The sequence below is a fragment of the Micromonospora sp. NPDC048040 genome (assembly GCF_055587185.1).
The window spans coordinates 159,934-185,124 of the sequence record NZ_JBVJGT010000007.1 but is presented as its reverse complement, the minus strand read 5'-3'; the positions used below and the strand labels follow the sequence as shown (position 1 = coordinate 185,124).

At 74.1% G+C, this 25,191-nt stretch carries 14 protein-coding genes; 12 read left to right on the top strand and 2 right to left on the bottom strand.

All coding sequences use genetic code 11. The features are described from left to right. Positions 1-75 precede the first annotated feature (75 nt). The 10 genes from ACZ6O2_RS11205 to ACZ6O2_RS11160 all read left to right on the top strand — a co-directional run bounded on the left by ACZ6O2_RS11205 (position 76) and on the right by ACZ6O2_RS11160 (position 21,005). Positions 76-2,874, top strand: a complete 2,799-nt coding sequence (locus ACZ6O2_RS11205) for a lantibiotic dehydratase (protein ID WP_466022740.1) — start codon at positions 76-78, stop codon at positions 2,872-2,874. Between the two features lie 105 nt (positions 2,875-2,979). Next, entirely contained in the window at positions 2,980-4,113 is a 1,134-nt protein-coding gene (locus tag ACZ6O2_RS11200; protein WP_466022739.1) for a hypothetical protein, read from the top strand. 17 nt (positions 4,114-4,130) lie between these two features. Then, a complete protein-coding gene (locus tag ACZ6O2_RS11195; RefSeq protein ID WP_466022738.1) occupies positions 4,131-6,899 on the top strand; it encodes a TOMM precursor leader peptide-binding protein in 2,769 nt (922 codons plus the stop codon). A gap of 13 nt (positions 6,900-6,912) precedes the next feature. Beyond that, complete coding sequence (locus tag ACZ6O2_RS11190; RefSeq protein ID WP_466022737.1) at positions 6,913-8,682, top strand: thiopeptide-type bacteriocin biosynthesis protein; 1,770 nt, start codon at positions 6,913-6,915, stop codon at positions 8,680-8,682. A gap of 364 nt (positions 8,683-9,046) precedes the next feature. Continuing rightward, on the top strand, positions 9,047-9,706 hold the full coding sequence (locus tag ACZ6O2_RS11185; RefSeq protein ID WP_466022736.1) for an HAD family hydrolase: 660 nt from the start codon (positions 9,047-9,049) through the stop codon (positions 9,704-9,706). A 15-nt stretch (positions 9,707-9,721) separates the two neighbouring features. Continuing rightward, positions 9,722-10,585 carry a hypothetical protein gene (locus tag ACZ6O2_RS11180; protein ID WP_466022735.1) on the top strand — a complete coding sequence of 288 codons (864 nt, stop codon included), beginning with the start codon at positions 9,722-9,724 and terminating at the stop codon, positions 10,583-10,585. Between the two features lie 382 nt (positions 10,586-10,967). Beyond that, positions 10,968-16,433: an ATP-binding protein gene (locus ACZ6O2_RS11175; protein WP_466022734.1), complete on the top strand. Its 5,466-nt coding sequence runs from the start codon at positions 10,968-10,970 to the stop codon at positions 16,431-16,433. 466 nt (positions 16,434-16,899) lie between these two features. Next, positions 16,900-18,603: a tetratricopeptide repeat protein gene (locus ACZ6O2_RS11170; protein ID WP_466022733.1), complete on the top strand. Its 1,704-nt coding sequence runs from the start codon at positions 16,900-16,902 to the stop codon at positions 18,601-18,603. A gap of 76 nt (positions 18,604-18,679) precedes the next feature. Beyond that, the gene (locus tag ACZ6O2_RS11165; RefSeq protein ID WP_466022732.1) at positions 18,680-19,375 is read left to right on the top strand and encodes a hypothetical protein; all 696 of its coding nucleotides are present in this window, start codon (positions 18,680-18,682) and stop codon (positions 19,373-19,375) included. 478 nt (positions 19,376-19,853) lie between these two features. Next, positions 19,854-21,005, top strand: a complete 1,152-nt coding sequence (locus tag ACZ6O2_RS11160; RefSeq protein ID WP_466022763.1) for an MFS transporter — start codon at positions 19,854-19,856, stop codon at positions 21,003-21,005. Positions 21,006-21,051: 46 nt separating this feature from the next. Here ACZ6O2_RS11160 and ACZ6O2_RS11155 read toward each other — a convergent pair whose 3' ends face one another. Then, the gene (locus ACZ6O2_RS11155; RefSeq protein ID WP_091094605.1) at positions 21,052-21,258 is read right to left on the bottom strand and encodes a helix-turn-helix domain-containing protein; all 207 of its coding nucleotides are present in this window, start codon (positions 21,256-21,258) and stop codon (positions 21,052-21,054) included. Then, positions 21,258-21,737 (bottom strand): DUF2975 domain-containing protein, encoded by a 480-nt coding sequence (locus ACZ6O2_RS11150; protein WP_350708810.1) that lies wholly within the window; start codon positions 21,735-21,737, stop codon positions 21,258-21,260. Before ACZ6O2_RS11150 ends, ACZ6O2_RS11155 begins: the two co-directional genes overlap by 1 nt. 652 nt (positions 21,738-22,389) lie before the next feature. On the opposite strand from ACZ6O2_RS11150, the gene ACZ6O2_RS11145 reads away from it, so the two are divergent. After that, on the top strand, positions 22,390-24,774 hold the full coding sequence (locus ACZ6O2_RS11145) for a sensor histidine kinase (protein WP_466022731.1): 2,385 nt from the start codon (positions 22,390-22,392) through the stop codon (positions 24,772-24,774). Further along, a complete protein-coding gene (locus ACZ6O2_RS11140) occupies positions 24,767-25,189 on the top strand; it encodes a roadblock/LC7 domain-containing protein (RefSeq protein WP_466022730.1) in 423 nt (140 codons plus the stop codon). The genes ACZ6O2_RS11145 and ACZ6O2_RS11140 overlap by 8 nt, the downstream gene beginning before the upstream one ends. Positions 25,190-25,191 lie beyond the last annotated feature (2 nt).

Sequence of the window (25,191 nt, the reverse complement as noted above, 5' to 3'; positions counted from 1 at the left end):
GTCGCCGACACCGTCGGCGCGACCGTCCCCACCGGTTCGACCGGCCGGTGTCGATGACAGTCCACAGGGGAGAGCGTGTCCATCACCCGTCAGAACTCCGCTCCACCGGCGTCGTCGGTACCCGGCGGCCGGGTCGCGCCGGAGGTCGAGGTCGCCCCGTACGTGCTGATCCGCCTGACAGGGGTCGACCAGCCGGCGTCCGGGCCGGCCGGACGGCGGCTGCGCCGCCTCCAGGACCGCCTCGTCGATCGACTGGTCGAGTGCCACTCCCTCGGCCCCGACCTCGCCGACGAGCTGTACCGGCTCGGCGGCCGGTCCTCGAGGGCGTACCGCCAGTCGGTCCTGCTGCCCCTGCGCCGCGACGTCCACAACGGCCGGTCTCCGGCCGGCGACGTCCGTGCCCGGCTCGGCGACCTTGCCGCACGCCTGCCCGCGTTGGGGCGCTGGTTGCGGGTTCGGGCCGAGATCGACCGGCTGACCGGCGCCATCGACGCCGGGTCGGAGGCGGCACTGGCCGAGGAACGCGTCGCGCTCGCCGCCCTCTGCGGCAGCGACCCGTTCGGCCAGGCGGTGGCGCTGACCAGCCCGGAACTGCTGGCAGCGGTACACCGCACGGCGGCGCGCGGCGGCGTACCGGACGCCCGCGGTCGCAAGTCGGAGCCCACCGTGCTCCGGTACGCGTTGCGGACGTCCACGCGGACCAGCCCGCTCTCCTGGTTCACCATCGTCGGCTGGGGCTCCTGGCCGGACGACAGCGCCCTCGGACCCCCGCCCCCCGGGCCACGGTCTCGGCCCGGGCGTGACCGGGCGGCCGGCCCGGAACCCGTGGCGGGCCTGGATCTGTCGGCGGCCGGAGTGCCGACGGCGGTAACCCGTCCACCGGCCGGCCTGGTCGCCAGCCTCTTCCTGGCCGGCAACGGCCGCCCGGGGCAGGCGCCACGCACCCCGCACCGGCTGGCGCCCGGGACCCGCGTGCTCGGCGAACACGTGGTGTTCTACCGCGAGCACCCGACGGCCGACGCCGACGGTGCGCCGGTGATCCGGGAGGAGCGGGTACTGATGCCGCTGCGGCCCGCGCTGGCCGCGATCATCCGGGTGCTCCGCGCCGCACCCGGCGGGTACCCGCCGGAGGAACTCGTCGCGGCCCTCAGCCGACGCCCCGCGCACCCCGCCACGGACGCCGCGGCGGCCGAGCGGCTCGCCCGCCGACTCGTCGATCAGCTCTGCACGGAACGGCTGCTGATTCCGGTGCCGCCGACCACCGAACACGACCCGGCGGCGCTCGCGGCGATCGCCGACTGGCTCGCCGACACCGGTGACCCCGCCGTCGCCGACCGGGTGCGGCGCCTCGACCAGGACATCCGGTCCCTGGCCGACGTCGAGGCGGCACGACGCGGCCCGCTGGTACGCCGGATCAGCGCGGGCTGGCGCGACGCCCTGCACTCGCTCGGCGCCACCGCGCCGCCACTGGCCCCGGCCACCGAGGACGTCGTGCTGCCCGGGCCGGTACGGCTGACCCGGCGGCCGGCGGACACCGCCGACCTGACCGCGCTGACCGGGCTCGCGTTGATGTTCGACACGGACCAGGTGCTGCGCCGGCTGCTGCGGCACCGGTTCGTCGAACGGTACGGCTCCGGGGGCCGCTGCGCCGACCTCGGCGAGTTCTTCGCCGAGGTCGGCGCCGGCTTCGGCGACCTGCCGACGGTGACCCCCGACGGGGCCCTGGCCGGCGGCCCGATCGCGCGGGTGCCCGAGCTGGCCGCGCTGGCCGCGCTGCGCCAGGAGGTGACCCGGGCGGTACTGGCCGACGGCGGGGATGACGGCGCGGAGACCGTCATCGGTGCCGAACTGGTCGCCGAGGCGGTCGCGGCGCTGCCCCGCTGGTTGCGGACCCGGCCGGCGTCGTACGCCTTCTTCTGCCAACCCGACGCCGACGGATCGGTCCACCTCAACCACATCTACGGCGGATGGGGGCGGTTCACCAGCCGCTTCCTCGGCCTCTTCGGGGACACCGGGATGCGGGAGGCCGTCGCCGCCCAGCTGCGCCGCGTACTGCCCGGCCGGGTGGCCCAGTTCCGACCGGTACACGGTTTCAACGCCAACCTGCACCCGCTGCTGCTCGGCGAGGACGTCGGCGACGACCCACGGCTGGGCGGCCTCGACCTCACCGCGATCGAGCTGGTGCACGACCTGGCCAGCGACCAGGTCCGGCTGTTCGACCCGGCCACCGGTGACCTGCTCGACGTGCTGTACCTCGGCTTCCTCGCTCCACCGGCGCTGCCGGCCCGGGTCGCCGCCCTGCTCGGCGACCTGGGTAGCGGCGAGGTCGGGCTCAGCCACCTGGCCGCGACGCGGACGGTGTCCGGCCCGGGCGGGCAGGCGGTGGTCCGCAGCAGGCTCCGCTGTGGCCGGTTCGTCGTCGCCCGCCGCAGCTGGCGGTTCGACGGTGGGGCCGAGGAGCGCCTTCGCGGACTCGGCTCGCCGTCGACCGGCTCACCGGTCGCCGCCGCCGCCGGGCTGCGAGCCGCCTGGGACCTGCCCGACCAGGTCTTCCTCCGCCAGGGCAGCCGGTCCGCCGGGCACGCGCCTGGTCGGCCCGGCACCGGGCCGTCCCCGGCGACCGGGTCCCCGTCCGCCCCGTCGCCGACGCCCCCCACGGTGGCCGGGCTCCGGGAGGCGGTCACCCGGCCGAAGCCGCAGTTCGTCGACCTGGCCAGCCCGCTGCACCTGCGCTGCGTGCCCCGATGGCTCGCCCGGATCACCGGTCCCCTGGTGATCGAGGAGGCGCGTCCCCGCCCCGCCGGCCACGGGCGCCCGCACCGGGTCACGGAGCTGGTCCTCGAGACCTACCTGCCGGCGGCCTCCGGTGACTGACCGGGCACCGCGCGGATCGCCGGCACGTCGACGCCCCGGGGCGGGCGCCTCCGCTCCGCCCGCACCAGGACCCCGCACCCGCACCGAGCCGAACCGAGCCGAACCATGACCGAGCCGAACACCACCGTGACCGAGCTGACGCCGACCACCGACGTCGTGTGCCACTACCACGACGAGGCCAAGTCACCGCTGCTGCGCGACGCCGTCCTGCCCGGCGCCACGCGGCTGCGCGACGCCGGGCTGGCCGTCCACCTGGAACGGCACTGGCTGCACGGCCCGCACGTACGCCTGCGGCTGCGCGGCCCGGCGGCGCTGCGGGCCGCCGAGGCCGCCGAGGCCGCCGAGCGGTTGCGCGCCTACCTGGCGACGGCGCCGTCCCGGGCCGGCCTCGACGAGGACCTGTTGCGGCGCCGGTCCGAGGCGGCCGGCCGGGCCGAGCTCGTGCCGCCACCGTACGACCCGATCCACCCGGACAACACGGTGCTGGTGACCGAGGGCGACCAGAGCGGTCTCGCCGCCCTGCTCGGTACGCCGGGCGCGGTCGAGTGCCGTGCCGACGTCCTCGCCGCGGGGCTGGCCCCGGTGCGGGTGTCGCTGGACCAGCTCGCCCTCGTCGGGGACGCCCCTGCCGCCCGGGTGGGCGTCGTGGTCACCGCGATGGCCGCGCACGCGGACACCTGGCCGGGTCGGCTGCTGTCCGGCTACCACACCTTCCTGTCCCACCTGGAGGACTTCCTCTTCGGCGAGCGGGGTCCCGTCCTGCGCCCGCGCTTCGCGGCCTTCGCCGAGCGGGCGGGCGGGCGGTACCACGACCTGGTCCGGCAGGCGTCCACGCCGGACACCGCCGAGCCGGTGGCGGCGGCGTGGCGGGCCTGGAGCGCGGCGTCGTGGCGGATCGCCGAGCGGGCGTACGACGCGGGTGCGCTCAGCGGGATGCTCTCCGCCGAGTTCCGTCGCCGGTCGACCTCGTTCGACGAGGCCACCGCTGTCCGCTGGGACCTCAGCCGCCGTGGGGCGAGCGCCTACCACCGGGCGCTGGAGGCGTCGGGCTTCCAGCGGATCGCCGCGAGCCGGGAGTTCCAGGTCTACCGGTTCTGCACGAACATGCTCTACCAACTGCTGGCGCTCTGTGACGTCGCGCCGCTGGAGCGGTATCTCGGCGCTCACCTGCTCGCCGAGGCGACCCAGGAGATCCACGGTGTGCCGTGGCAGAGCGCCCTCGCGGCCCGCACCGAGTGACGCCGCGTGGGGGCGACGTGGGCGAGGTGACCCTGCGGCCGGGCAGCCTGGTCCGGCCGGTCGAGGGTGGGCTGTTCGTCAGCGGCTGGCGGTCCAGTTCGGTGGTGGCCTGCCCGCCGGTCGTCGGCGAGCTGTGGCGGCGGCTGGAGCCGCTGGTCCGCCGGGGCCTCGACCCGGAGGCCGCCACCGTCGGGTTGTCCGGCCGGACCGCCGGGGCGGTGCGCTGGCTGCTCGACCTTCTCGCCGACCACGACGTTCTGGTCGACGTCCGGGTGCCGCTGGTCGGTCATCCGTTGGCGGCCTACCTGGCCGGGCTCGCCGGGGATCCGGCCGACGCGCTGGGCGCGGTGTCGCGGACCACCGTCGCGGTCACCGGCGACGGTGCGCTGGTGCCGGCCGTACGCGCCGCGCTGACCGCCTCCGGGTTGTGCACCGGGGACAGCGCGGCCGCGGACCTGGTGGTGCGGGTGGGCACGGTAAGCCCCGTCGAACGTACGGGGCCGCCCGCTCGTCCGCCGACGTCGGCGTCACCGCGGCGACCCGACGTCGTCCGGCCCGACGTGCTGCCGGTGACGATCCGCCCGGACGGCGCGCTGATCGGGCCGCTGGGTCGTGCCGACGACACCGCCGCAAGCTGGCCCGACGAGGGGGTGGACGAGGCTCCGGCACCATCGACGCCGGCCCGTCCGCTGCTGCCGTTCCTGGTGACACACGAGGTCGTACGCGCGGTGAGCGGGCTGGCCGACGGTACGGCGCTGCTGCTGCGCGGTGCGGCCGTCCAGCGCCTCGGCGTGCCGACCGACCCGGCCGGGCAACAGCGCCGGCCACCGGCGGAGCGCGTCGGACCGCAGGCCGGGGCGACCGGCACCCATCCGCCCGGTGACACCGGGACGTCCGGCCCGGGCGACACGGACGGGGGCCTGGTGCGGGTGGCCGGGGACGACGACGCCCTGGTCAGGGCGGTCGCGGCGGTCGCGTCCGCCGGACGGCGACGAGCGGGCCAGCCGGTGCTGGTCGGCGCCGCCCCGGACTGGCCGGTGGCCCGACACCTGGCCGAGCAGCGGACCGCCCACGCGACCGGCAGGGCGTACCTGGCGGTGCGGGCGCGCGGGACGGCGATCGAGATCGGCCCGTTGAGCAGCCCCGGTACGGGAGCGTGCCTGCGGTGCGCGGACACCCGGCATCAGGCCGTCCTCGGCGCCGGCAGCGCGGACACGCTGCTCGCCGACGGCCGGCCGCTGCCGCTGCCGCCGTACTGGCGAGGGCTCATCGGGGAGTTGGTCGCCGGGCAGCTCGCCGACGACGCCGACCCCCGCACGGTCAGCGTGCTGGCCGTCGGCGACGGCTCGGTCACCCGGCACCTGCTCCGGGCGGTGCCGGACTGTCCGGCGTGCGGGGCGTTGCCCCCCGACGCGGCCGGCACCGCCGTGATCGCCCTACGGCCGCGCCGTCAAGCCGTACCGGACCGTTTCCGGACCCGCCCCGACCTGCCGGACCTGGCCACGCTCCGCGCCGAGCTGGTCGATTTCCGGTACGGGCCGGTGACGCACGTCCATACCGACCGGCAGGGTCCGCTGGCGCTCGCGGCGGCCGAGTTGCCGGTACCCGGCCGCACCGGCCGGCTCGGCGGGTTCGGTCGGGCGGCCGACCACCCGACCGCGCAGGTGCTGGCGTTGCTGGAGGCGGTCGAACGGGAGGCCGGCCGCTGCCCGGGGGCACGCCGGACGACCACCCTGGGCAGCTACCGGGAACTCGCCGCCGATGCCGTGGACCCGGTCCGGCTGGGCCTGCCGGAGCCGGCCGCGGTCGGCCACCCCGAGTACCGGCTGACCCCGTACACGCCGGACACGGTCACGTCCTGGGTGTGGGCGTACGACCTGACCGGTGACCGGTCGGTCCTCGTGCCCGAGCACGCCGCCTACTACGGGGTGGACCGGCCCGGGGCCGCCCGGTTCCTCTACGAGTGCTCCAGCGGCGGCGCCGTCGGTGGCTGCCTGGAGGAGGCGCTCCTCTACGCCTGCCTGGAGACGATCGAGCGGGACGCCTTCCTGCTCACCTGGTACGCCGGGCGGACGCCGCCGGTCCTGGCGCTCCCGCCCGACGCCGATCCGTTGACCCGGCACCTCGCCGACCGGATCGCGGCCGAGGGCTACACGTTGCACCTGCTCGACATCACCAGCGACATCGGGATACCGGCTGTCTGGGCGCTCGCGGTCACCGACGAGCCGCACCGGGCCGACCGGGGCGCGACGTTCACCGCGGCCGGGGCGCATCCGGATCCCCGCCGGGCCGCCGCGGCGGCGGTCCTGGAGGTCGGCGTCAACGTGGCGGTCGCACCGAGGACGGCCCGCCCGCCCCGGGACCGGCTGCTCGCCATGCTCGACGAACCGGAGCTGGTGCGGGAGCTGGCGGACCACGCCGCCCTGCACCTGCTTCCGCAGGCCATACCCCGGTTCGACTTCGCGCTGCGGGCGGCTGCCGCCGGCCCGGCCTGCCCGTTCGACGAGCACTTCGCCGGCTGGCGCGACCGGTGGCTGCACCCCGACCTGACCGAGGTGCTGCGCCGGGTGGTCGACGCGATGGCCGCCGCCGGGGCGCCACCGCTGGTGGTGGACCAGACCGGGGCGGCCGAACGGCGCCTCGGCCTGGCCGCCGTGAAGGTTCTCGCGCCCGGGGCGCTGCCGATGACCTTCGGGCACCTCAACCGGCGGGTGGACCTGCCCCGCCTGCGGCAGGCCCGGCTCGCCGCCCCCGACCACCGGATCCTGCCCCACCCGTTCCCCTGAAGGAGTGCCGAGCATGGGTCGCTGGTCCGCGCTGCACGTCCATCTGCACGGCGGCTCCGAACAGACCGAGACGGTGCTGCGGGAGCACATCGTGCCGACCGCGTCGGGCCTGCTCGCCCGGGGCGAGATCTCCTCCTGGTTCTTCGTCCGGTACTGGGAGGGTGGCCCGCACCTGCGCTGGCGGGTCGCCGACGCCACGCCGGAGACGGTACGGCGAATGCGCGACGGGCTGGTCGAAGCGGTGGCCGCGCTGGCACCACCGGCCCGGGAGCTGCGCCCGGCCGACTGGTACGCCCGGTTCGGCGTGCGCGATGTCGACTCCACCGGCCCGGCCCCCGGGGGGCACGGGGACGGCGTCGGTCCCGATCTCGGCTGGCAGCCGCACGGCACCGTACGCGAACAGCCGTACCGGGCGGAGGTCGACCGGTACGGCGGCCCGGAGGCGATCGGGGCGGCCGAAGAGCTGTTCGCCGCGTCCAGTCGGGTCGCCGCGGCTCTGCTCGCCGCGCCACCTGCCCGCCGCCGGTCGACCACCGTGGACCTGTTGTTCGGGTTCCTCGCCGCCAGCGGCCTCGCCGCGCACGAGGCGGTCCGGTTCCTGCGCGGCTACGCCAACGCGTGGACGCTGGTGCCGGAGGCCGACGGTCAGGACCTCGGCCTGGCCCTGGTCGCGGCGCACCGCGACTTCCACGCCGACGCGTCCGCCTACCCGGCCCGGCGGCGACTCATCGCCGACATCGTCACGCAGCGCAAGGGCGCCGGCACCACGGTGAACTACTGGGCGGACGAGGTCGCCGCCTACGTCGAGCGGCTGCGGACGCTCGAGGGGCAGGGCCGGCTGCACGGAACGGTCCCCGGCATCCTCGCGTCGCAGCTGCACATGCTGCACAACCGCCTCGGCCTGAGCATCCCGGCCGAGTGCCACCTGGCCTGGCTGGCATCGTCGGCGTACACCGCACCGGCCGGGCCACCGGACTTCCACGCCGACGGGATCGACGCCCCGGACCGGGAGTACCACGAGCGGTCGAAGTTCGTCCGTCCACTGTGGCCGAGCCAGCGTCCCCGTACGGTCGAACCGGCACCGGCCCGCCCTGGACCGGCCGACCCGCCCGGCACCGGGCTGTTGGCGCTGCCCGAGCCGACGCCGGGCGTGCTCGGCGACACCACGCTCGCCCGGGCGCTGCTGGACCGGCGCACCCGCTACGACGTCGGCCGGGAGCAGATGGACGTGGCGGACCTGGGCCGGCTGCTGCGCTACGCGGCCGGCGACACCGCGCCGCCGGGCAGCGAGCAGCGACGCCTGGCGTACCCGAGCCCGGGCGCCCTGGTGACCACCCGGCTGATGGTGCTGCCCCGCCGGGTGACGTCGGTGCCGGCCGCACTCTACGAGTACCTGCCGCAGCGGCACGCCCTCCGGCGGCTGACGCCGGATCCGGGCGCCGACCGGCTGGCCCGGATCGCGCCGCAGTTCGCGCCCGCCGGCTCCGCCCGGACCGGCGAGCCCGACGCCGCTTTCGCCTCCGGCGGGCTCGACGTCGAGGCGGTGCCGCTCTGGCTGTTCGTGGTCGCGGAGCTGCGCCGGGCCAGGGCCCGGTACGGGCTGCGCGGGTACCGGTTCTGCGCCATCGAGACCGGCCACCTCGCCCAGAACCTGCTGCTCGCCGCGACGGCCATGGGGCGGTCCGCCGCCCCGATCGGCGGGTTCTTCGACGACGAGCTCAACCACCTGCTGCTGCTCGACGGGCTGGACTCCAGCGCCTTCTACGCCCTCACCCTCGGGTGAGGGCGGCACCTCACCCGGCACGCCGCACCAGCATCCCCGGCCCGGATGGAGCGTTCCACCAGCTCGGTGGCCTCCGCGCCGAGGCCGGGGCGATGCCGAGACGCGCCGCGACTGCCGCTGCCGGTGGGTCACCGCGCCGGCGCCGTACCCCGTTGGTCTGGTCGCGGCCCTGGTGCCGTTCGCCACGAGGCAGGGGGCTGGTTGTCGACGGCAGGCGGCCGGCCGCGTACGGTGCGGGCGTGGTGGTGCGCGTGCGCGTCGGTAGTGGTGACCGCGAGGTCGGGCGGGACGGGGTCGAGGTGGCGGCCCGGGTCCACGGACGGCTGAGAGGCGGCCGGTGAAACCGCACCCGCCGGAACCGTACGTGAACCGGCCGCCCCGCGTCGGCCCGGCCGCGGTCGTGTTCGACCTCGACGGCACCCTGGTCGACACGATGACGATCGCTCCCACCGTGTACGCCGACACGATCCGCGCCCTCGGCGGGCCGGACGTCTCGCCGGCCACGGTCGTCTCCACCTGGCACATCGGAGCCACGCCGGTGGTGCTGGCCCATTTCCTGCAACGGCCCGTCACCGCCCCCGACATCGAGTGCTTCCACCGCCATTTCGAGGCGGTGCTCGCGGACGTACGACCGTTCCCCGGCGTGCTCGACCTGGCCGACGACCTCCGCCGGGCCGGCTGCCGGCTCGGCATCTTCACCGCCGCCCCACGGCGGAGCACGACCCTCGTGCTGGCCCGCACGGGACTCGACCGGCTGTTCCCGGTCGTGGTCTGTGGTGACGAGGTCCCCGCGCCGAAGCCCGCACCGGACGGGCTGTGGCTGGCCTGCCGCCGCCTGGGCGTCGACGTCGCCGAGACCGCGTACGTCGGCGACGCGGCGGTGGACCTCGCGTGCGCGGAGGCGGCGGGAGCACTGGCGGTGCACGCCCGCTGGTGCGGCACCTCCTCGGCGTCGGGGGACGTCCCGGCGGTGGCCCACCGGCCCGCCCAGGTCCTCGACCTGCTCGCGGTGACGACTGGCTGACGTGGGAGGCCATCAGTGCACGTCAGCATGGCGACCAGCGCCGGCAGGGCCGGCCGGCCGAACGAGGACTTCGTCGGCGCCGTTCCCGGCGCCGCTGTGCTGCTGGACGGCGCCGGCATCCCGGGAACCGAGTCGATCTGTTCCCACGGTGTCGCCTGGTACACGCACCGTCTCGGCGGCGCGCTGCTCGGCCTGCTGTCGCGTGACGACGGGCGAGACCTCGCGGCGATCCTCGCCACCGCGATCGGCGAGACAGCCGCCGATCACCGCGGCACCTGCGACATCACGAACCCCAGCAGCCCGCAGGCGACCGTGGTGATCGTCCGCGCCCACCGGGGCCGCCTGGACCATCTCCTGCTCGCGGACTCCTTCCTCCTCCTCGACCAGGTCCGCGGTGGCCCGCAGGTCATCACCGACGAGCGCGAGGTCACCGCCAGGCGCACCTGCTCGGCGCCCCTGGACGGCGTTCCCCGAGGAACACCGGAGTACGACCGCATCCGGGACTCCTGCGTCGAGGCACTGCGCGCCCGCCGGAACCAGCCGGGCGGCTACTGGATCGCCAAGGACGACCCGCACGCGGCGGAGGAGGCGGTGACCGGCAGCCGCCCGCTTCATGACCTGGGCAGCGTCGCGCTGCTCAGCAATGGCGCCAGCCGCATCGTCAGCCCGTACGGCCTGACCGACTGGCCCGGCGTACTGGGCCTGCTCGGCGCGTACGGGCCGGCCGAGATCATTCGCCGCGTCCGGCAGGCCGAGGCCCGCACCTCCGAAGGCGCCGATGCTCGGGTCCCTGACGACGCCACCGTCGCGCACTGCACCCACCTGCCGCGCTCGGAGGGGGCCGGGGGGCCGCCGACGGGGCATCCGGACCGGGGCTGAGCGGTCCGGCAGGGGCGCCGCGTGCCATGCTCCGGGTGAACACCTGGTCCGTTGATTCGACAGCTGAGGCCTCGACGCAACCCAGCGAGACGAGCGTCACGGTGTGACGGCCGGGCGATCGCCCGACGGCGATAGCGGGAGCCGACCGTCGCCGGGGCGAATGCCTTCGTCATGTCACAGCGGGCCGTGCCCGCCCCGCCGGAGTTCGAGCCTCTGCCCTACGGTGTTGGGGGCGCGTAGCGCGCTGTCTGCAACATGGCACTGCCGGCCGGCGGATGTCGAGCGAAACAGGGGTTCTCAAGTGCCGGCGGAAGGGTGAACACTGCCGGGGGCTGCCGTGTCACGGGGCGTACATCGTTGGTCTACAGGAAGGCTCGGTCGGGTGTTCAGTCGTGTCGCCATCGTCAACCGTGGAGAGGCCGCCATGCGGCTCATCCACGCCGTACGGGACCTGGCCGCGGAGACCGGCGCCCGGATCGAGACCGTCGCCCTCCACACCGACGTCGACCGTACGGCCACCTTCGTCCGCGAGGCGGACCTGTCCTACGACCTCGGTCCCGCGTCCGCGCGCCCGTACCTCGACCTGAAGGCGCTGGAGCGCGCGCTGGTGGAGACCGGGGCCGACGCCGCCTGGGTCGGCTGGGGCTTCGTCGCGGAGGACCCGGCGTTCGCGGAGCTGTGCGAGAAGGTCGGCGTCACCTTCGTCGGCCCGAGCGCGGACGCCATGCGCAAGCTCGGCGACAAGATCGGCGCGAAGCTGATCGCCGAGGAGGTCGGCGTGCCGGTCGCGCCGTGGAGCCGCGGCGCGGTCGAGACCCTGGACGCGGCCCTGGCGGCGGCGGCCGAGATCGGCTACCCGCTGATGCTGAAGGCGACCGCGGGCGGCGGCGGGCGCGGCATCCGCGTGATCACGAACGAGGCCGAACTCGCCGACGCCTACGAGCGCACCAGCCAGGAGGCCGCGCGGGCGTTCGGCAGCGGCGTCGTGTTCCTGGAGCGCCTGGTCACCGGCGCCCGGCACGTCGAGGTGCAGGTGATCGCGGACGGGCAGGGCACGGCGTGGGCGCTCGGCGTCCGCGACTGCTCGGTGCAGCGGCGCAACCAGAAGGTCATCGAGGAGTCGGCGTCGCCGGTGCTCAGCCCCGCGCAGACGGCCGAGCTCAAGGCGTCGGCCGAACGGCTGGCCGTCGCGGTCGGCTACCGCGGCGCGGCGACCGTCGAGTTCCTCTACCACCCCGGCGACCGGCTGTTCGCGTTCCTCGAGGTCAACACCCGCCTGCAGGTCGAACACCCGATCACCGAGGCGACCACCGGGTTCGACCTGGTCAAGGCGCAGCTGCACGTGGCCTCGGGCGGACGGCTCGAAGGCGAGCCGCCGGTGGAGCGCGGGCACGCCGTCGAGGCCCGGCTGAACGCCGAGGACCCCGACCGCGACTTCGCGCCCTCCCCGGGCCGGATCGCGCGGCTGGACCTGCCCGCCGGGCCGGGCATCCGGGTGGACACCGGTGTCAGCGAGGGCGACACCATCCCCGCCGACTTCGACTCGATGATCGCCAAGATCATCGCGTACGGCCGCGACCGCGACGAGGCGCTCGGCAGGCTGCGGCGGGCGATGGCGCAGACCACGGTGATCATCGAGGGCGGCGCGACCAACAAGAGCTTCGTGCTCGACCTGCTCGACCAGCCCGAGGTGATCGACGCCAGCGCGGACACCGGCTGGATCGACCGCGTCCGCGGCGAGGGCAGGCTCGTCTCGCACCGGCACTCCGCCGTCGCGCTGGCGGCCGCCGCCATCGAGGCGTACGAGGAGGAGGAACGCGCGGAGCGGCAGCGGCTGCTGTCGACGGCGTTCGGTGGGCGCCCGCAGGTGCAGCACAAGAGTGGCCGACCACTGGACCTCAAGCTGCGGGGCGTCGGCTACCGCGTGCGGGTCGCGCGGGTCGGCGCGCACCGGTTCCGCGTCGGCATCGAAGCGGGTGACGACGTCCGTACCGCCGACGTCGAGCTCGACCGCTTCGACCGGCACACCGGGCAGGTCGTCGTCAACGGCACCCGGTACCGCCTGCTCACCGGCACGCACGGGCCGATCCACCTGGTCGAGGTGGACGGGGTGACGCACCGGGTCAGCCGCGACGAGGGCGGCGTGGTGCGCTCCCCGGCGCCGGCGCTGGTCGTCGCCACGCCGCTCGAGGTCGGCGCCGAGGTCGAGGCGGGCGCGCCGGTGCTGGTGCTGGAGAGCATGAAGATGGAGACGGTGCTGCGGGCGCCGTTCCGGGCGCGGCTGAGGGAATGCGCCGTGTCCGTGGGCAGCCAGGTGGAGACCGGCGCCCCGCTGCTGCGGCTGGAGCCGCTCGCCGACGACACCGACGACGCCGAGGACACCCCGGCCGCCGAGTCCGTCGAGCTGGACCTGCCCGCCGTGCCCGGGGAGGTGCCGGCTCGGGAGCGCATCACGCGCGGCCAGGAGGACCTGCGCAGCCTGCTGCTGGGCTTCGACATCGACCCGCACGACGATCGCCGGACGCTCGACGACTACCTCGCCGCACGCCGGGCGGCCACCGAGGACGGCCACCGGCCGCTGGCCGAGGAGCTCGAACTCGTCGACGTGTTCGCCGACCTCGCCGAGCTGAGCCGCAACCGGCCGGCGGGCGAGGACGTCGGCGGCGAAGGGCACGTGCACAGCGCCCGCGAGCACTTCCACACCTACCTCCAGAGCCTCGACGTCGAGCGGGCCGGGCTGCCGGAGGCCTTCCAGGCCAAGCTCGCCCGGGCGCTCGGGCACTACGGCGTCACCGATCTGGAGCGCTCCCCCGAGCTCGAAGCCGCGGTGTTCCGCATCTTCCTCGCCCAGCAACGCGCGTCCGCCGACGCGACGGTCGTCGCGACGTTGCTGCGCGCGTGGCTGCGGGAGCCGCCGCCGGACGAGGTGCTGCGTGAGCCGGCCGGCCTCGCGCTGGAGCGGCTGGTGGCCGCGACGCAGGTCCGCTTCCCCGTGGTCGCCGACCTCGCGCGCGGCGTGGTGTTCGCCTGGTTCGGCCAGCCGTTGCTGCGCCGCAACCGCGCCCGCGTCTACGCGAACGTCCGCAAGCACCTGCGCCACCTGGACGCGCACCCGGACGCGCCGGACCGCGCCGAGCGCGTCGGCGAGATGGTACGCAGCACCGAACCGCTGGTGCGGCTGCTCGGCCAGCGGCTCGTCCGCGACTCCCTGGACCACGCGGTCATGCTGGAGGTGCTGACCCGCCGCTACTACGGCAACAAGGATCTGACCAGCGTCCGCACCAGCGAGGTCGCGGGCTGCACCTTCGTGGTCGCCGAACGCGCGGGCTCGTGCGTGGTCTCCGCCGCGGTGAGATTCGAAGCGCTGGGCAGCGCGCTGCGCGGGCTCGCGGAGCTGGCGGGTGGCGAGGACGCCGTCGACGCCGACATCTATCTCGCCTGGGAGAAGCAGCCGGAGGACTCGGACGCGATGGCGGCGGCGCTGCACGAGTTCGTCAGCGCGCACCCGCTGCCGAGCCGGGTCCGCCGGGTCACCACCACCGTCGCGGGCCGCAGCGGCGCGGTGATGCACCACCACTTCACGTTCCGGCCGTCGACCACCGGGATGACCGAGGAGCGGCTGATCCGGGGCCTGCACCCGTACATCGCGCAGCGGATGCAGCTGGAGCGGCTGCGCAAGTTCGACCTCACCCGGCTGCCGTCGTCGGACGAGGAGGTCTACCTCTTCCGGTGCGTGGCGCAGGAGAACCCGTCGGACGACCGCCTGGTCGCGTTCGCGCAGGTGCGTGACCTGACCGCGCTGCGGGACCACGACGGCAGGCTGGTCGCGCTGCCGACGGCCGAGGACGTCGTCGCCACCTGCCTCGACTCGATCCGCCGTGCGCAGTCGCGGCGACCGTCGAAGAACCGCTTCAACACCAACCGGATCGTGGTCTACGTCTGGCCGCCGAGCGACCTCACCCGCGCGGAGCTGGAGATGATCGCCGGGCGCGTGCTGCCGACGACCGCGGGCGCCGGGCTGGAGGAGATCCTGTTCATCGCGCGGCAGCGTCACCGGACGACCGGCGAGCTGACCAAGATCGCGGTGCGGGTCTCCTTCGACGCCACCGGCGGCACCAGGCTGACCGTCGGCCAGCCGTCGGACGAGCCGGTCGAGCCGCTCGACGGCTACCGGCAGAAGGTGCTGCGCGCGAGCAGCCGCAACACGGTGTACCCGTACGAGCTGACCGGCCTGCTCGGCGACTTCGTCGAGCACGACCTCGACGACGACCACGCGCTGGTGCCGGTCGACCGGCCGAAGGGCCGCAACACCGCGGCGATCGTCGCGGGCGTGGTCAGGACGCGTACCCGGCGGCACCCGCAGGGCGTCACCCGGGTCGTGCTGCTCGGCGACCCGACGAAGTCGCTCGGCGCGCTGTCGGAGCCGGAGTGCCGCCGGGTGATCGCCGCGCTGGACCTGGCCGAGCGGATGCGGGTGCCGCTGGAGTGGTACGCGCTGTCCGCCGGTGCCCGGATCTCGATGGAGTCCGGCACGGAGAACATGGACTGGGTGGCCGCGGCGCTCAAGCGGATCGTCGAGTTCACCCAGGACGGCGGCGAGATCAACATCGTGGTCGCGGGCATCACCGTCGGCGCGCAGCCGTACTGGAACGCCGAGGCGACGATGCTCATGCACACCAGGGGCATCCTGGTGATGACGCCGGACTCGGCGATGGTGCTCACCGGCAAGCAGTCGCTCGACTTCTCCGGCGGCGTGTCGGCCGAGGACAACTTCGGCATCGGCGGCTACGACCGGGTGATGGGGCCGAACGGGCAGGCGCAGTACTGGGCGCCGAACCTGACCGCCGCGCGGGACGTGCTGATGTCGTACTACGACCACACGTACGTCGCGCCCGGCGAGACGGGGCCGCGGCGGGCGAAGACGACCGACCCCGTCGACCGCGACATCTCCGACTTCCCGCACGCCCTGGCGGGCAGCGACTTCACCACCGTCGGCGAGATCTTCTCGGCCGAGGCCAACCCGGACCGCAAGAAGCCGTTCGACATCCGGACCGTGATGCGGGCGCTCTCCGACCAGGACCACCCGGTGCTGGAACGCTGGGCGGGCATGGCCGACGCGGAGACCGTGGCGGTGCAGGACGTGCATCTCGGCGGCATGCCGGTGTGCCTGGTCGGCATCGAGTCACGGGCGGTGCCGCGGCGCGGCTTCCCGCCCACCGACGGCCCGGACACCTACACCGCGGGCACGCTGTTCCCCCGGTCGTCGAAGAAGGCCGCGCGGGCGATCAACGCGGCCAGCGGCAACCGGCCGCTGGTGGTGCTGGCGAACCTGTCGGGCTTCGACGGCTCGCCGGAGTCGATGCGGAAGCTGCAACTGGAGTACGGCGCCGAGATCGGCCGCGCCATCGTGAACTTCCGCGGGCCCATCGTGTTCTGCGTGATCTCCCGGTACCACGGCGGGGCGTTCGTGGTGTTCTCGAAGGCGCTGAACCCGAACATGACCGTCCTCGCGCTGGAGGGCTCGTTCGCCTCGGTGCTCGGCGGCGCCCCGGCCGCCGCGGTGGTGTTCTCCGGTGACGTCAACGCCCGCACCGCGGCCGACCCCCGCGTGCGGGACCTGGAGGCCCGCGTCGCGGCCGCCTCCGGCGCCGACCGTGCCGCGTTGACCGCGGAGCTCGACGAGCTCCGCGCGTCGGTCCGCGCGGAGAAGCTCGGCGAGGTGGCCACGGAGTTCGACCGCGTGCACAACATCCAGCGCGCCGTCGAGGTCGGCTCCGTCGACGCCGTCATCCGCGCCGCGGAACTGCGCCCACGGATCATCGAGGCCATCGAGTCCCGTTCGCGCTGACCCCACCGTCGCCGGCCGGGGCGTTCGGCCCCCGGCCGGCTCGTCCGCCGGGCGCCTGCACCGGTGCGCGGAAGCCTCCGCGCACCGGTGCACGCCGTCGTGGCCGAGGGACGTCGACACCCCGCGGCTGACCCGTCTCCACCGCTGGGCCGAGGTCGACTTCGTCGAGATCGCACCGGCCGCCGGCGGGCTGGTGTGCTCCGGCCGAGCCTTGGGCCCGTCCGGCGGCCTGCCGCAGCCCACAACCATCGCGAGCCCTCTTCATATTCATATCGGTCTCGATTAGGCTCTGAGCCGTCCCGTAATGATCCACAATGGAGGCGCCTCGTGAGGAAGATGACCGTCCGCCGCAAGAGCTCGCTGCGGCTGCTGTCCGGTGCCCGCCGGCTCTGGATCGAGTGGTGCTGGTAGCAGCCGACCCGGCGGGCGCCCCCGGGCGCCCGCCCCTGCGGCGATCGGCCCGGCCTTGACCGACGAGCCGGGCGGCTACAGCTGCCACCGCGACCACGGGCCGTACGCCGGGGTCGGGGCCTTCCTCGGCCGAGTCGCCGCCGACCGCCCCCGCCTGGCGTCCCGCCACAGGGTCGAGCTGCACGCCATCGCCCCCGGGCTGGACGGCGCGGCACGACCGGCCGCCGAGGAGGAGCCGATCCGGTTCCATCCCGCCCGACGCACCGCCTACCTGGCCTACGGCGCGGCCGAGTTCGTGGCGGCCTGGGCAGACCGGCTCCGCCGCCCGGTCACGGTGCGGTTCACCCACGTCGGAAGCGCCGACGAAACCACCCGCGAGCTGCTGGAGACGCTGACCCGCCGACTCGGGCCGTCCCCCGTGCGCCTCCACCTGCACGACAGTGGCCCCCGTCCGCCGGAGCCGGCCACCCCGACGCCGGAGGCGATGCGCACGGCCCTGGGCGACAGCCTGGCCCGCGGCTTCTACCACCACGCGGCCCGAACCGCCCGACGCGGACGCGCCGCGGTGACCCCCGACGGCGACCTGCGGCACTGGTGGGCGTTCACCACCGGCCTGGCCACCGCCCTGGCGGCGCTCGACCGCGCCACCGAAGCCCTCGGCCTCTACCACGAAGCACGCGCCGCCACCGACAACCCCAAGATCGCCATGTCGGCCGCGTACGCCACCGCCATGCTGTACGCCCGGCACCTACCGGCCGCCGACCAGGACCCGGCGCAGGCGCGGCACTGGCTGGAGAAGGCGCTCCACCTCGCCGCCGGGCTGGACGACCCGCGGCAGCGGGTGCTGTCCACCGTCTTCTACGAGCAGGGCCTGGCCCTGCTGGACAGCAGGGAAGGCGATCCCGCCGCCGCGCTACGGCTGATCGACGACGGGCTGGCCCGGTTGACCGAGGTGCTCGCCCCCGGCGAGCGCCCACAGGACCTGGCCCGGCTACGCCACAACCGGGCGCAGGTGCACCTCGCCCTGGGCGATCCGGCGCAGGCCCTGGCGGACCTCGACACCGTGATCGCCCACGACCCCGACAACTGCGAGTACTACGTGGACCGGGCCGCCCTGCACCGGACGGCGGGGCGGCCACGGGCCGCGATCAGGGACTACGACACCGCGATCCGTCTGGGACCGCACCTGCCGGAGGCGTACTACAACCGGGCCATGCTCCACCAGGAGCGGGGCCGTTCCGGGCGGGCGCGTGACGACCTGGAACGCGTGCTGACGATCGACCCCGGGCATCTCGACGCCCGGATCGCCCTGGTCAACCTGCACGTCCGACGCGACGCGTTCGCACAGGCCGAGACGGACGCGCGGGCCGGGCTGGCGCTGGCCCCGCAGGAGCCCGCGCTGCTGTGCACCCTGGGGCTGATCCGCTCGGAGCGGGGCAGCCTCGCCGAGGCCGACCACCTGCTCAGCCAGGCGCTGGCCGGGGATCCGGAGCTGGTCGAGGCGTGGACGAACCGTGCCGCGATCCGGTTCGAACGCGGTGACGTGCCCGCCGCCCTGGCCGACCTGGACCGGGCGGTGGCGCTGTCGGCGGCACCTGTCCCCCGCTACAACCGAGGCACGGCGCTGATGCGGCTGGGACGGTGGGAAGAAGCCGCCCGGGACTTCACCCACGCGCTCACCCAGCCCGACCTGGACCGGTCGCTGCGACGCGACCTGCGCGCGGAACTGGCCCGCTGCCATCGGGCCATGCCCCGATGACCGCCGGCCCGGGCGGAATCGACGGACTCGACGAGCCCGTCGACCATGCGGCCCGATCGGGCAGTATCGTCCCGGGATGACCCAGGTAACGCCGACGCCGCCCGCGAACACCGCGCTGCTCCACTACTACCTGCTGCAAGCGACCAGCGGGGATGACGCGACGGGGGCGGGGCTGTTGGTCGAGGAGTTCGTGCTGGACGACGACCTGTCGGCCGTACGGCTGCGCAGTGCCTGCTGGACGGCGGCGGACGCCGGCTGGTGGAGTTCGGCCGCGTTCGTGCGGGCGGTCCGCGCGGACCCGCGCCTGCGCTCCCGGTTGACGGCCGTGAACCGCCCCGGGGCGGAAGCGGCGTACGCCCGGCTCGGCGGCGGGGCGTTGCCGGACGAGGACGCGCTGCGCCGGCACTTCGGCGACGACGTCCCGCTGGGGGCCGGTACACCGCTGCGGCTGGGCACCGGCCCGGCGGTTCACCGGGTGCTCTTCGCCGGTGAACCCGACGGCGACGCGGTCGCCCGCCTGTCGGCGTTACTGCGGCTCGGCGGCGCCTCGGGCACGGACGCGACGGAGCCTGGCGTGGTCGGCACCGGCCGGCTGCGGGTCAACGACACGAACCACCTCTGGCAGCTCCGCCGGGTCGGCGGTGTCGCGTGGAGCATCGACGTGACGTCCGACCCGGCCGGTGGTGACGGGCTGCGCTGGGTGCTGCGCCAGGTCACCGACGTGGCCCGCTGCCACGGCCTGGTCCCCGCGACGATCGAGCGCCTCTCCTGACGTCGGGAGGCCGGTGGCTCGACCGGGATCCGCGCGCCGGCGGGAGGTTGGCGCAGCGGAGTCCCTGGAAGGGTGTACGGGCCTCCGCTGCGTCGCGCGGCACCGTCAGTCGGCCAGGTTGACCCACACGTCCGTGACCCACAGGGGGCGGTTGCAGTTGGCCTGCGACCAGGTCGGGCCCGGCTGCAGCCACGTCGCGTCCGGCCGGACCGCGTCGGCCGGACGAGGAGGAGCCGGTGACGCGGTCCTGGGGTCGAACTGGTATCCACACCGTGGCGGGTCGCGTCGGGCCGCGGGCTTCGACGTCGTACGCGGGGTTCTCGACGGGCAGACGGTGCGGGGAGGTCGAGTGGCGGGTCGGGTGTTGAGTCGACGCCTGGCGCGGGGCGGGATCGATGGCACGTCCGACGTGGCCGGGCGCGGGTGGTCGCCGTGGCGGGTTGTCGTCGGGTTCGGGGTGGTCAGCCTCGCCGCGGACATGGTGTACGAGGGCGCCCGGTCGGTGTACGGGCCGCTGCTGGCCTCGCTGGGCGCCTCGGCGGTCGCGGTCGGGCTGGTCACCGGGGCCGGTGAGGCTGCGGCGTTGCTGCTGCGTCTGGTGTCCGGGCCGCTGGCGGACCGGACCCGCCGCTACTGGTCGTTGACGATCCTCGGGTACGCGTTGACCGCGCTCTGCGTGCCGCTGCTCGCCGTCACCCCGTTGCTGGGTGGCGCCGGCATGGCCGTCGCCGCGGCACTGATCATCGCCGAACGGCTGGGCAAGGCGATCCGCAGCCCGGCCAAGTCGGCCCTGCTCGCCGACGCCGCCGCACGCGTGGGACTGGGTCGGGGTCTGGGCGTGCACAAGGCACTGGACCAGGTCGGCGCCTTCGCGGGTCCGCTGCTCGTCGCCGGAGTCGTCGCGCTGGCCGCGGGAACGCTGTGGCCGGGACTGGCCGCACTTGCCGTACCCGGGGCCGTCACCATGCTGCTGCTGGTCGTCGTGCGGGCCCGGGTGGCTGCCCCCGCACCGGCCGACGCGCCCCAGGGCGACGCCGCACCGCGCCCACCCGCCCGTCCAGCGGGCCGGGTGTCGCTGCCGGCCCGCTTCCACTGGTTCGCGGCGGCGATGGCGCTGTGCACCGCGGGCCTGGTGACGTTCGGGCTGATCGGTTTCCACCTCGTACGCGCCGGCGTCGTCGCGACCGCCACGGTGCCGCTGCTGTACGCGGCGGCGATGGGCGCGGGTGCGCTGGCCGCGCTGGTGACTGGCCTGATCTACGACCGGGCCGGCCCGTGGGTGCTGGTGGTGCTTCCCGCGCTGATTGCTGCCGTGCCCGCTCTGACGTTCGGCGGAGGCCCACTGCTGGCGACGGCCGGGGTGCTGGTCTGGGGCGCCGCCGTGGGTGTGCAGGACTCCACCGTCAAGGCTCTCGTGGCCGATCTCGTGCCCGCTGCGCGGCGAGCCACGGCGTACGGGGTGTTCGCCGCCGTGCAGGGTGCGGGCGCCCTGGCCGGTGGCGCTGCCGCGGGGGGACTGTACGAACACTCCGCGGCGAGCCTGGTGGTGGCCGTGGGGGTCTCGCAGGCCGCCGCAGCGACGGCACTCGTGGGCATCCTGGCAGGGATCCGCACCGCGCGCCGGGGCTGAGGGGTGCCTCGCCCTCGGTGCGTGGCATGCGGTGCACCGTGACGTCTCATTCCTCGACCCACTCGAGCAGGTCACCGGGCTGGCAGTCCAGCACCCGGCACATGGCTTCGAGGGTGCTGAAACGGACGGCCTTGGCACGACCGTTCTTCAGCACGGCCACGTTCGCCGGCGTGAGCCCGACGCGCTCGGCGAACTCACCGACGCTCATCTTGCGTTTCGCCAGTTCGACGTCGATGCGGACGACGATGGGCATCAGATCACCGCTTCCATGTCGGTGCGCAGCGTCGTGGCCTGCCGCAGCAGGGCGCGCATCACCACCATCAGGAGCCCCAGCACGGCGACACCCACCAGCATCAGGAACAGCAGGAGGGGCAGCCCGGGATCTGTCGCTCTGAAACCGACGTAGAGAAACACGCCCAGAAGCACCACCCAGGCGGCGGCGATCGCCCACACGATCGCGTTCACCCACCCCATGGATGCGTCGCTGAAGATGCGGTCGTTCCTGACCAGAGTGAGCAACTTCCAGGTGGACACGATCACCACCTGGATGCACAACACCCAGAACACCGTGATGGCGGTCATCGGCCACCTGAGGTAGGCGAGATCCGGGGACTCCTTGGCCATGTGCGCGAACTGGCCGGGCAGCGACATGGTCTGGAACAGGACCAGGATCCCGAACAGCAACACGAGGAAGACTCGGAGCGGGGCCACCGCTCGATGCTCGGTGAACATACATCGACTATCGCTCGGAACCTATCGATTGTCAATCGGTTCGGCGGCCTCCGGCAGGAGACCCGCCGCAGCGGCAGCGGCCGGCACGGCGCCCGGCGTGAACGCGGACAGGAGTCTCACCCCACTCGGCGGGAAGACGCTCGACCACGCCGCCCGAAACCCGCCGAGGGGAAACAGGAATTGGCCGCCACGAGAACATTGATTCACCCTCCCGCCCGACCGCCGACACACTTCTTCGGGGCAACACCGGCGCGACCTCGCGAAATCCGTGACGCTTCCACCACGCTTCGTGCACCCATTTTGAATACGCGCGCCGGCCCGGATCCCGCCGAGCACGCCTCGGTTCACGTAGCGCACACGCGCCGCGCCACATCACGACCGATGTGACGGTGTCGACTCCCCCGACTACTCTCGGTCGCACTGTTCAGGGTCTTGACAGGCCCTTATGCTCTAGCGGTGTTGATCTTTCGTCTCCGACCCGGGCGGCGGCCGTCACCCGGGTTCCCCGCCACGGGAGCCCGGACCGTTGCCTGATGAATCTGCCCGCCGTCGAACATCGACGGGCGCCACCGGGTCGGACACGCCTCGGCCCGGCGGCGACAGACGGCGCCCGCACCGTCGGTCGGTACGTTTCCAGATCTGGTCGCTGCTGGTGGTGGCGTTCGCGACGCTCCTTCCGCTGTGGGCCTTCGGCATGTACCTCACCGTCCCGGGTGCCGTGTCGACCAGCCAGAGCCAGCAGCGGAATCTGGAGATCGGCGTGCCCACCGACGCGCTGGATTCTGCGCTGAGCGCCGAACGCAAAGCGTCAGTGGTGTATCTGGCAAACCGTGGCACGAACCGATCCGCACTCGACAAGGCGCGCGCCGTCACGGACCAGGCCGCCGAGAAATTCCGCGACGACGCGATGGATGTGATTGGCAGGATCGGCGAGGGATCCGCCAATCAGTTGGCGCAGGAAATGGATGCCCGCCTCGGGCAGTTGTCCGGTCAGCGATCTGCGATTGACAGTGGCACGGCAGCACCGACGCAGGTCTTTTCCTACTACAACGCCGCCATCGACAACGGTATTCGTATTCTGAACTCCCTCACGGGTGTCGACGACAGAACGGTGCACAGTTCTGGTGAGGCACTGTCCCGCCTCACCCGCTCCCGAGCGCTGCTCGAGGAAGTGGACGCCCGGGTGTCCGCCGCGATCGCCGCCGGGGCCCTCACCCGCGACGACTGGTACGCCCTGGTCACCAACATCGGCGCGGTCAACGGTTCGTACGCCACGGCGCTGCCCAACCTGCCTGCCGACGTCGCGGCGGAGTACAACAGGATCGCGAGCAGCGAGGCCATGAGTCGGCTGCGCACGCTGGAAGAGACCGTTGCGCAGACGCGGCCCGGCACCCGCGTCAAGGTGACCGCGGCGGAATGGGACGCCGCGGCGAAGGCCGTGCTCGACGAGATGCACGCCTTCGAACTCAGGACCGCCACGATGTTGGGCACCAGCGCCGAGCCGATCGCCCGCTGGGTCCTGCTGCGGGCCGCCATCGCCACGGGATTCGGTCTTCTCGGCGTCATCGCGCTGGTGAGCGTGTCGATTCGCATCGGCCGGACCCTGATCAGGGAGGGCACCCTGCTCCGCAACCGGATGGATGACGTCGCGACCGTACGGTTGCCGGAACTGGTGCAGCGCCTTCGTGCCGGCACGGTCGCCGACCCCGACGAGTTCGCCGAGGGCCGAGCCTTCGAGCGGCCCCGCACCAAGGAACTCGACGACCTGAGCGGCTCGTTCGACCGGGTCCATCGGGTTGCCATCGAGGCAGCCAGCGGCGAGGCGCAGCTCCGACAGGGCGTGTCCCGGGTGTTCGTCAATCTGGCACGACGGAACCAGACGCTGCTGCACCGCCAGCTCAAGCTGCTGGATCAGATCGAGCGGCAGAGCAACGACCCCGATCAGCTTGCCCAGTTGTTCTCCCTGGACCACCTGGCCACCAGAATGCGCCGGCACGCCGAAAGCCTGATCATCCTGTCCGGTGAGGCGCCGGGCCGGGGATGGAGCAGCCCGGTGCCGCTGCGGGACGTGGTGCGCGCGGCGGTTACCGAGGTGGAGGACTACCCGCGGGTCACCGTTCACATGCCGCCGTCGGTGGGCATCGTCGGCCCGGTGGTTGCCGACCTCATCCACCTGCTCGCCGAGCTCATCGAGAACGCCGCGCTGTACTCGCCCGCCGACACGCAGGTGCAGGTGCGCGGCATGCGGGCGGCCAACGGCTTCGTGGTCGAGGTCGAGGATGCCGGTGTGAGCATGAGCGAGGCCGTGATGGCAGAGCTGAATTCGCAGCTCGCGGATCCGCCGGAGTTCGACCTGACAGACGGAAGCCAGCTCGGGCTGTTCGTCGTCGGTCAGCTCGCCGCGCGGCAGGGCATCCGCGTCTCGCTGCGCGGCTCGCCCTACGGCGGCACCACGGCGATCGTGTTGCTGCCTCCCGCCCTGCTCGCCGATGTCGACGCCGACAGCCCTGTCGAGCGGGTGCCGGTCGGGCGGCTCGCCGGAGCCGACCCGCATCCCCCGCGACGGGACGCGGCCGGCACCAACCGCGCTCCGTCCGAGGCGACGCGCCATCGCGGCTCGCCGGTGGCAGGCACGTCAGGCCCGCAAACGGCGGCGGCCTGGTCGCTGCTCGGGCCGCCCGGTGGCGACACGCCAGCGAGACCGGCGCTGGACCTGCCCGCGCTGAGCTTGCCGCCGGCCCCGCGTAATCCGGTGGAGGTCGTTCCCGACATCGACCGGCCGGCGCTGCCCCGACGTTCCCGCCAGGCAGCAGCCGCCCCACAGCCTCGGGCCGGTTCCCGCCGCGCGGGGGCCACGCCCGCACGGCCCGAACCTGCGCACGACCGGAACCCCGAGGAGGTCCGGTCACTGATGTCCGCCATCCAGCTGGGCTGGGACGGGATGCGCCCCTCAACATCCAGAACCGATAATGACGCCGGCGTGAGTTTCGGTGCGCCGTCGTCCACACCCGCACGGGAGAGTGATCAGAATGACTGAGACGGCTGCGGACGCTGGCGGCCTCGCCTGGCTGCTGGACAGCTTCGCGGACCGCGCCCCCGCCGTCCGGCACGCAGTCATCCTGTCCGGTGACGGTCTCCTCGTGGCGCGTACCAGAAATCTGGATCGCAACGACGCCGACCACCTCAGTGCCGTCGCGGCTGGTTTCCACAGTCTCGCCAACGGGGCGGGCGACCACTTCGACTGCGGTGAGGTTCGCCGGACGGTGGTGGATCTGACTCGTGGCTTCCTGTTCGTGACGGCCGCCGGCGCCGGCGCCCGGTTGGCCGTCGTGGCTGAGCCCGACGCGGACGCGGGCCTGATCGCCTACGAGATGTCGATGCTGGTACGTCGGATGGGTGAGCACATGGCGATCCCTCCGAGGTACGAGAACGCTGCGTACGAGACCAGGTGACC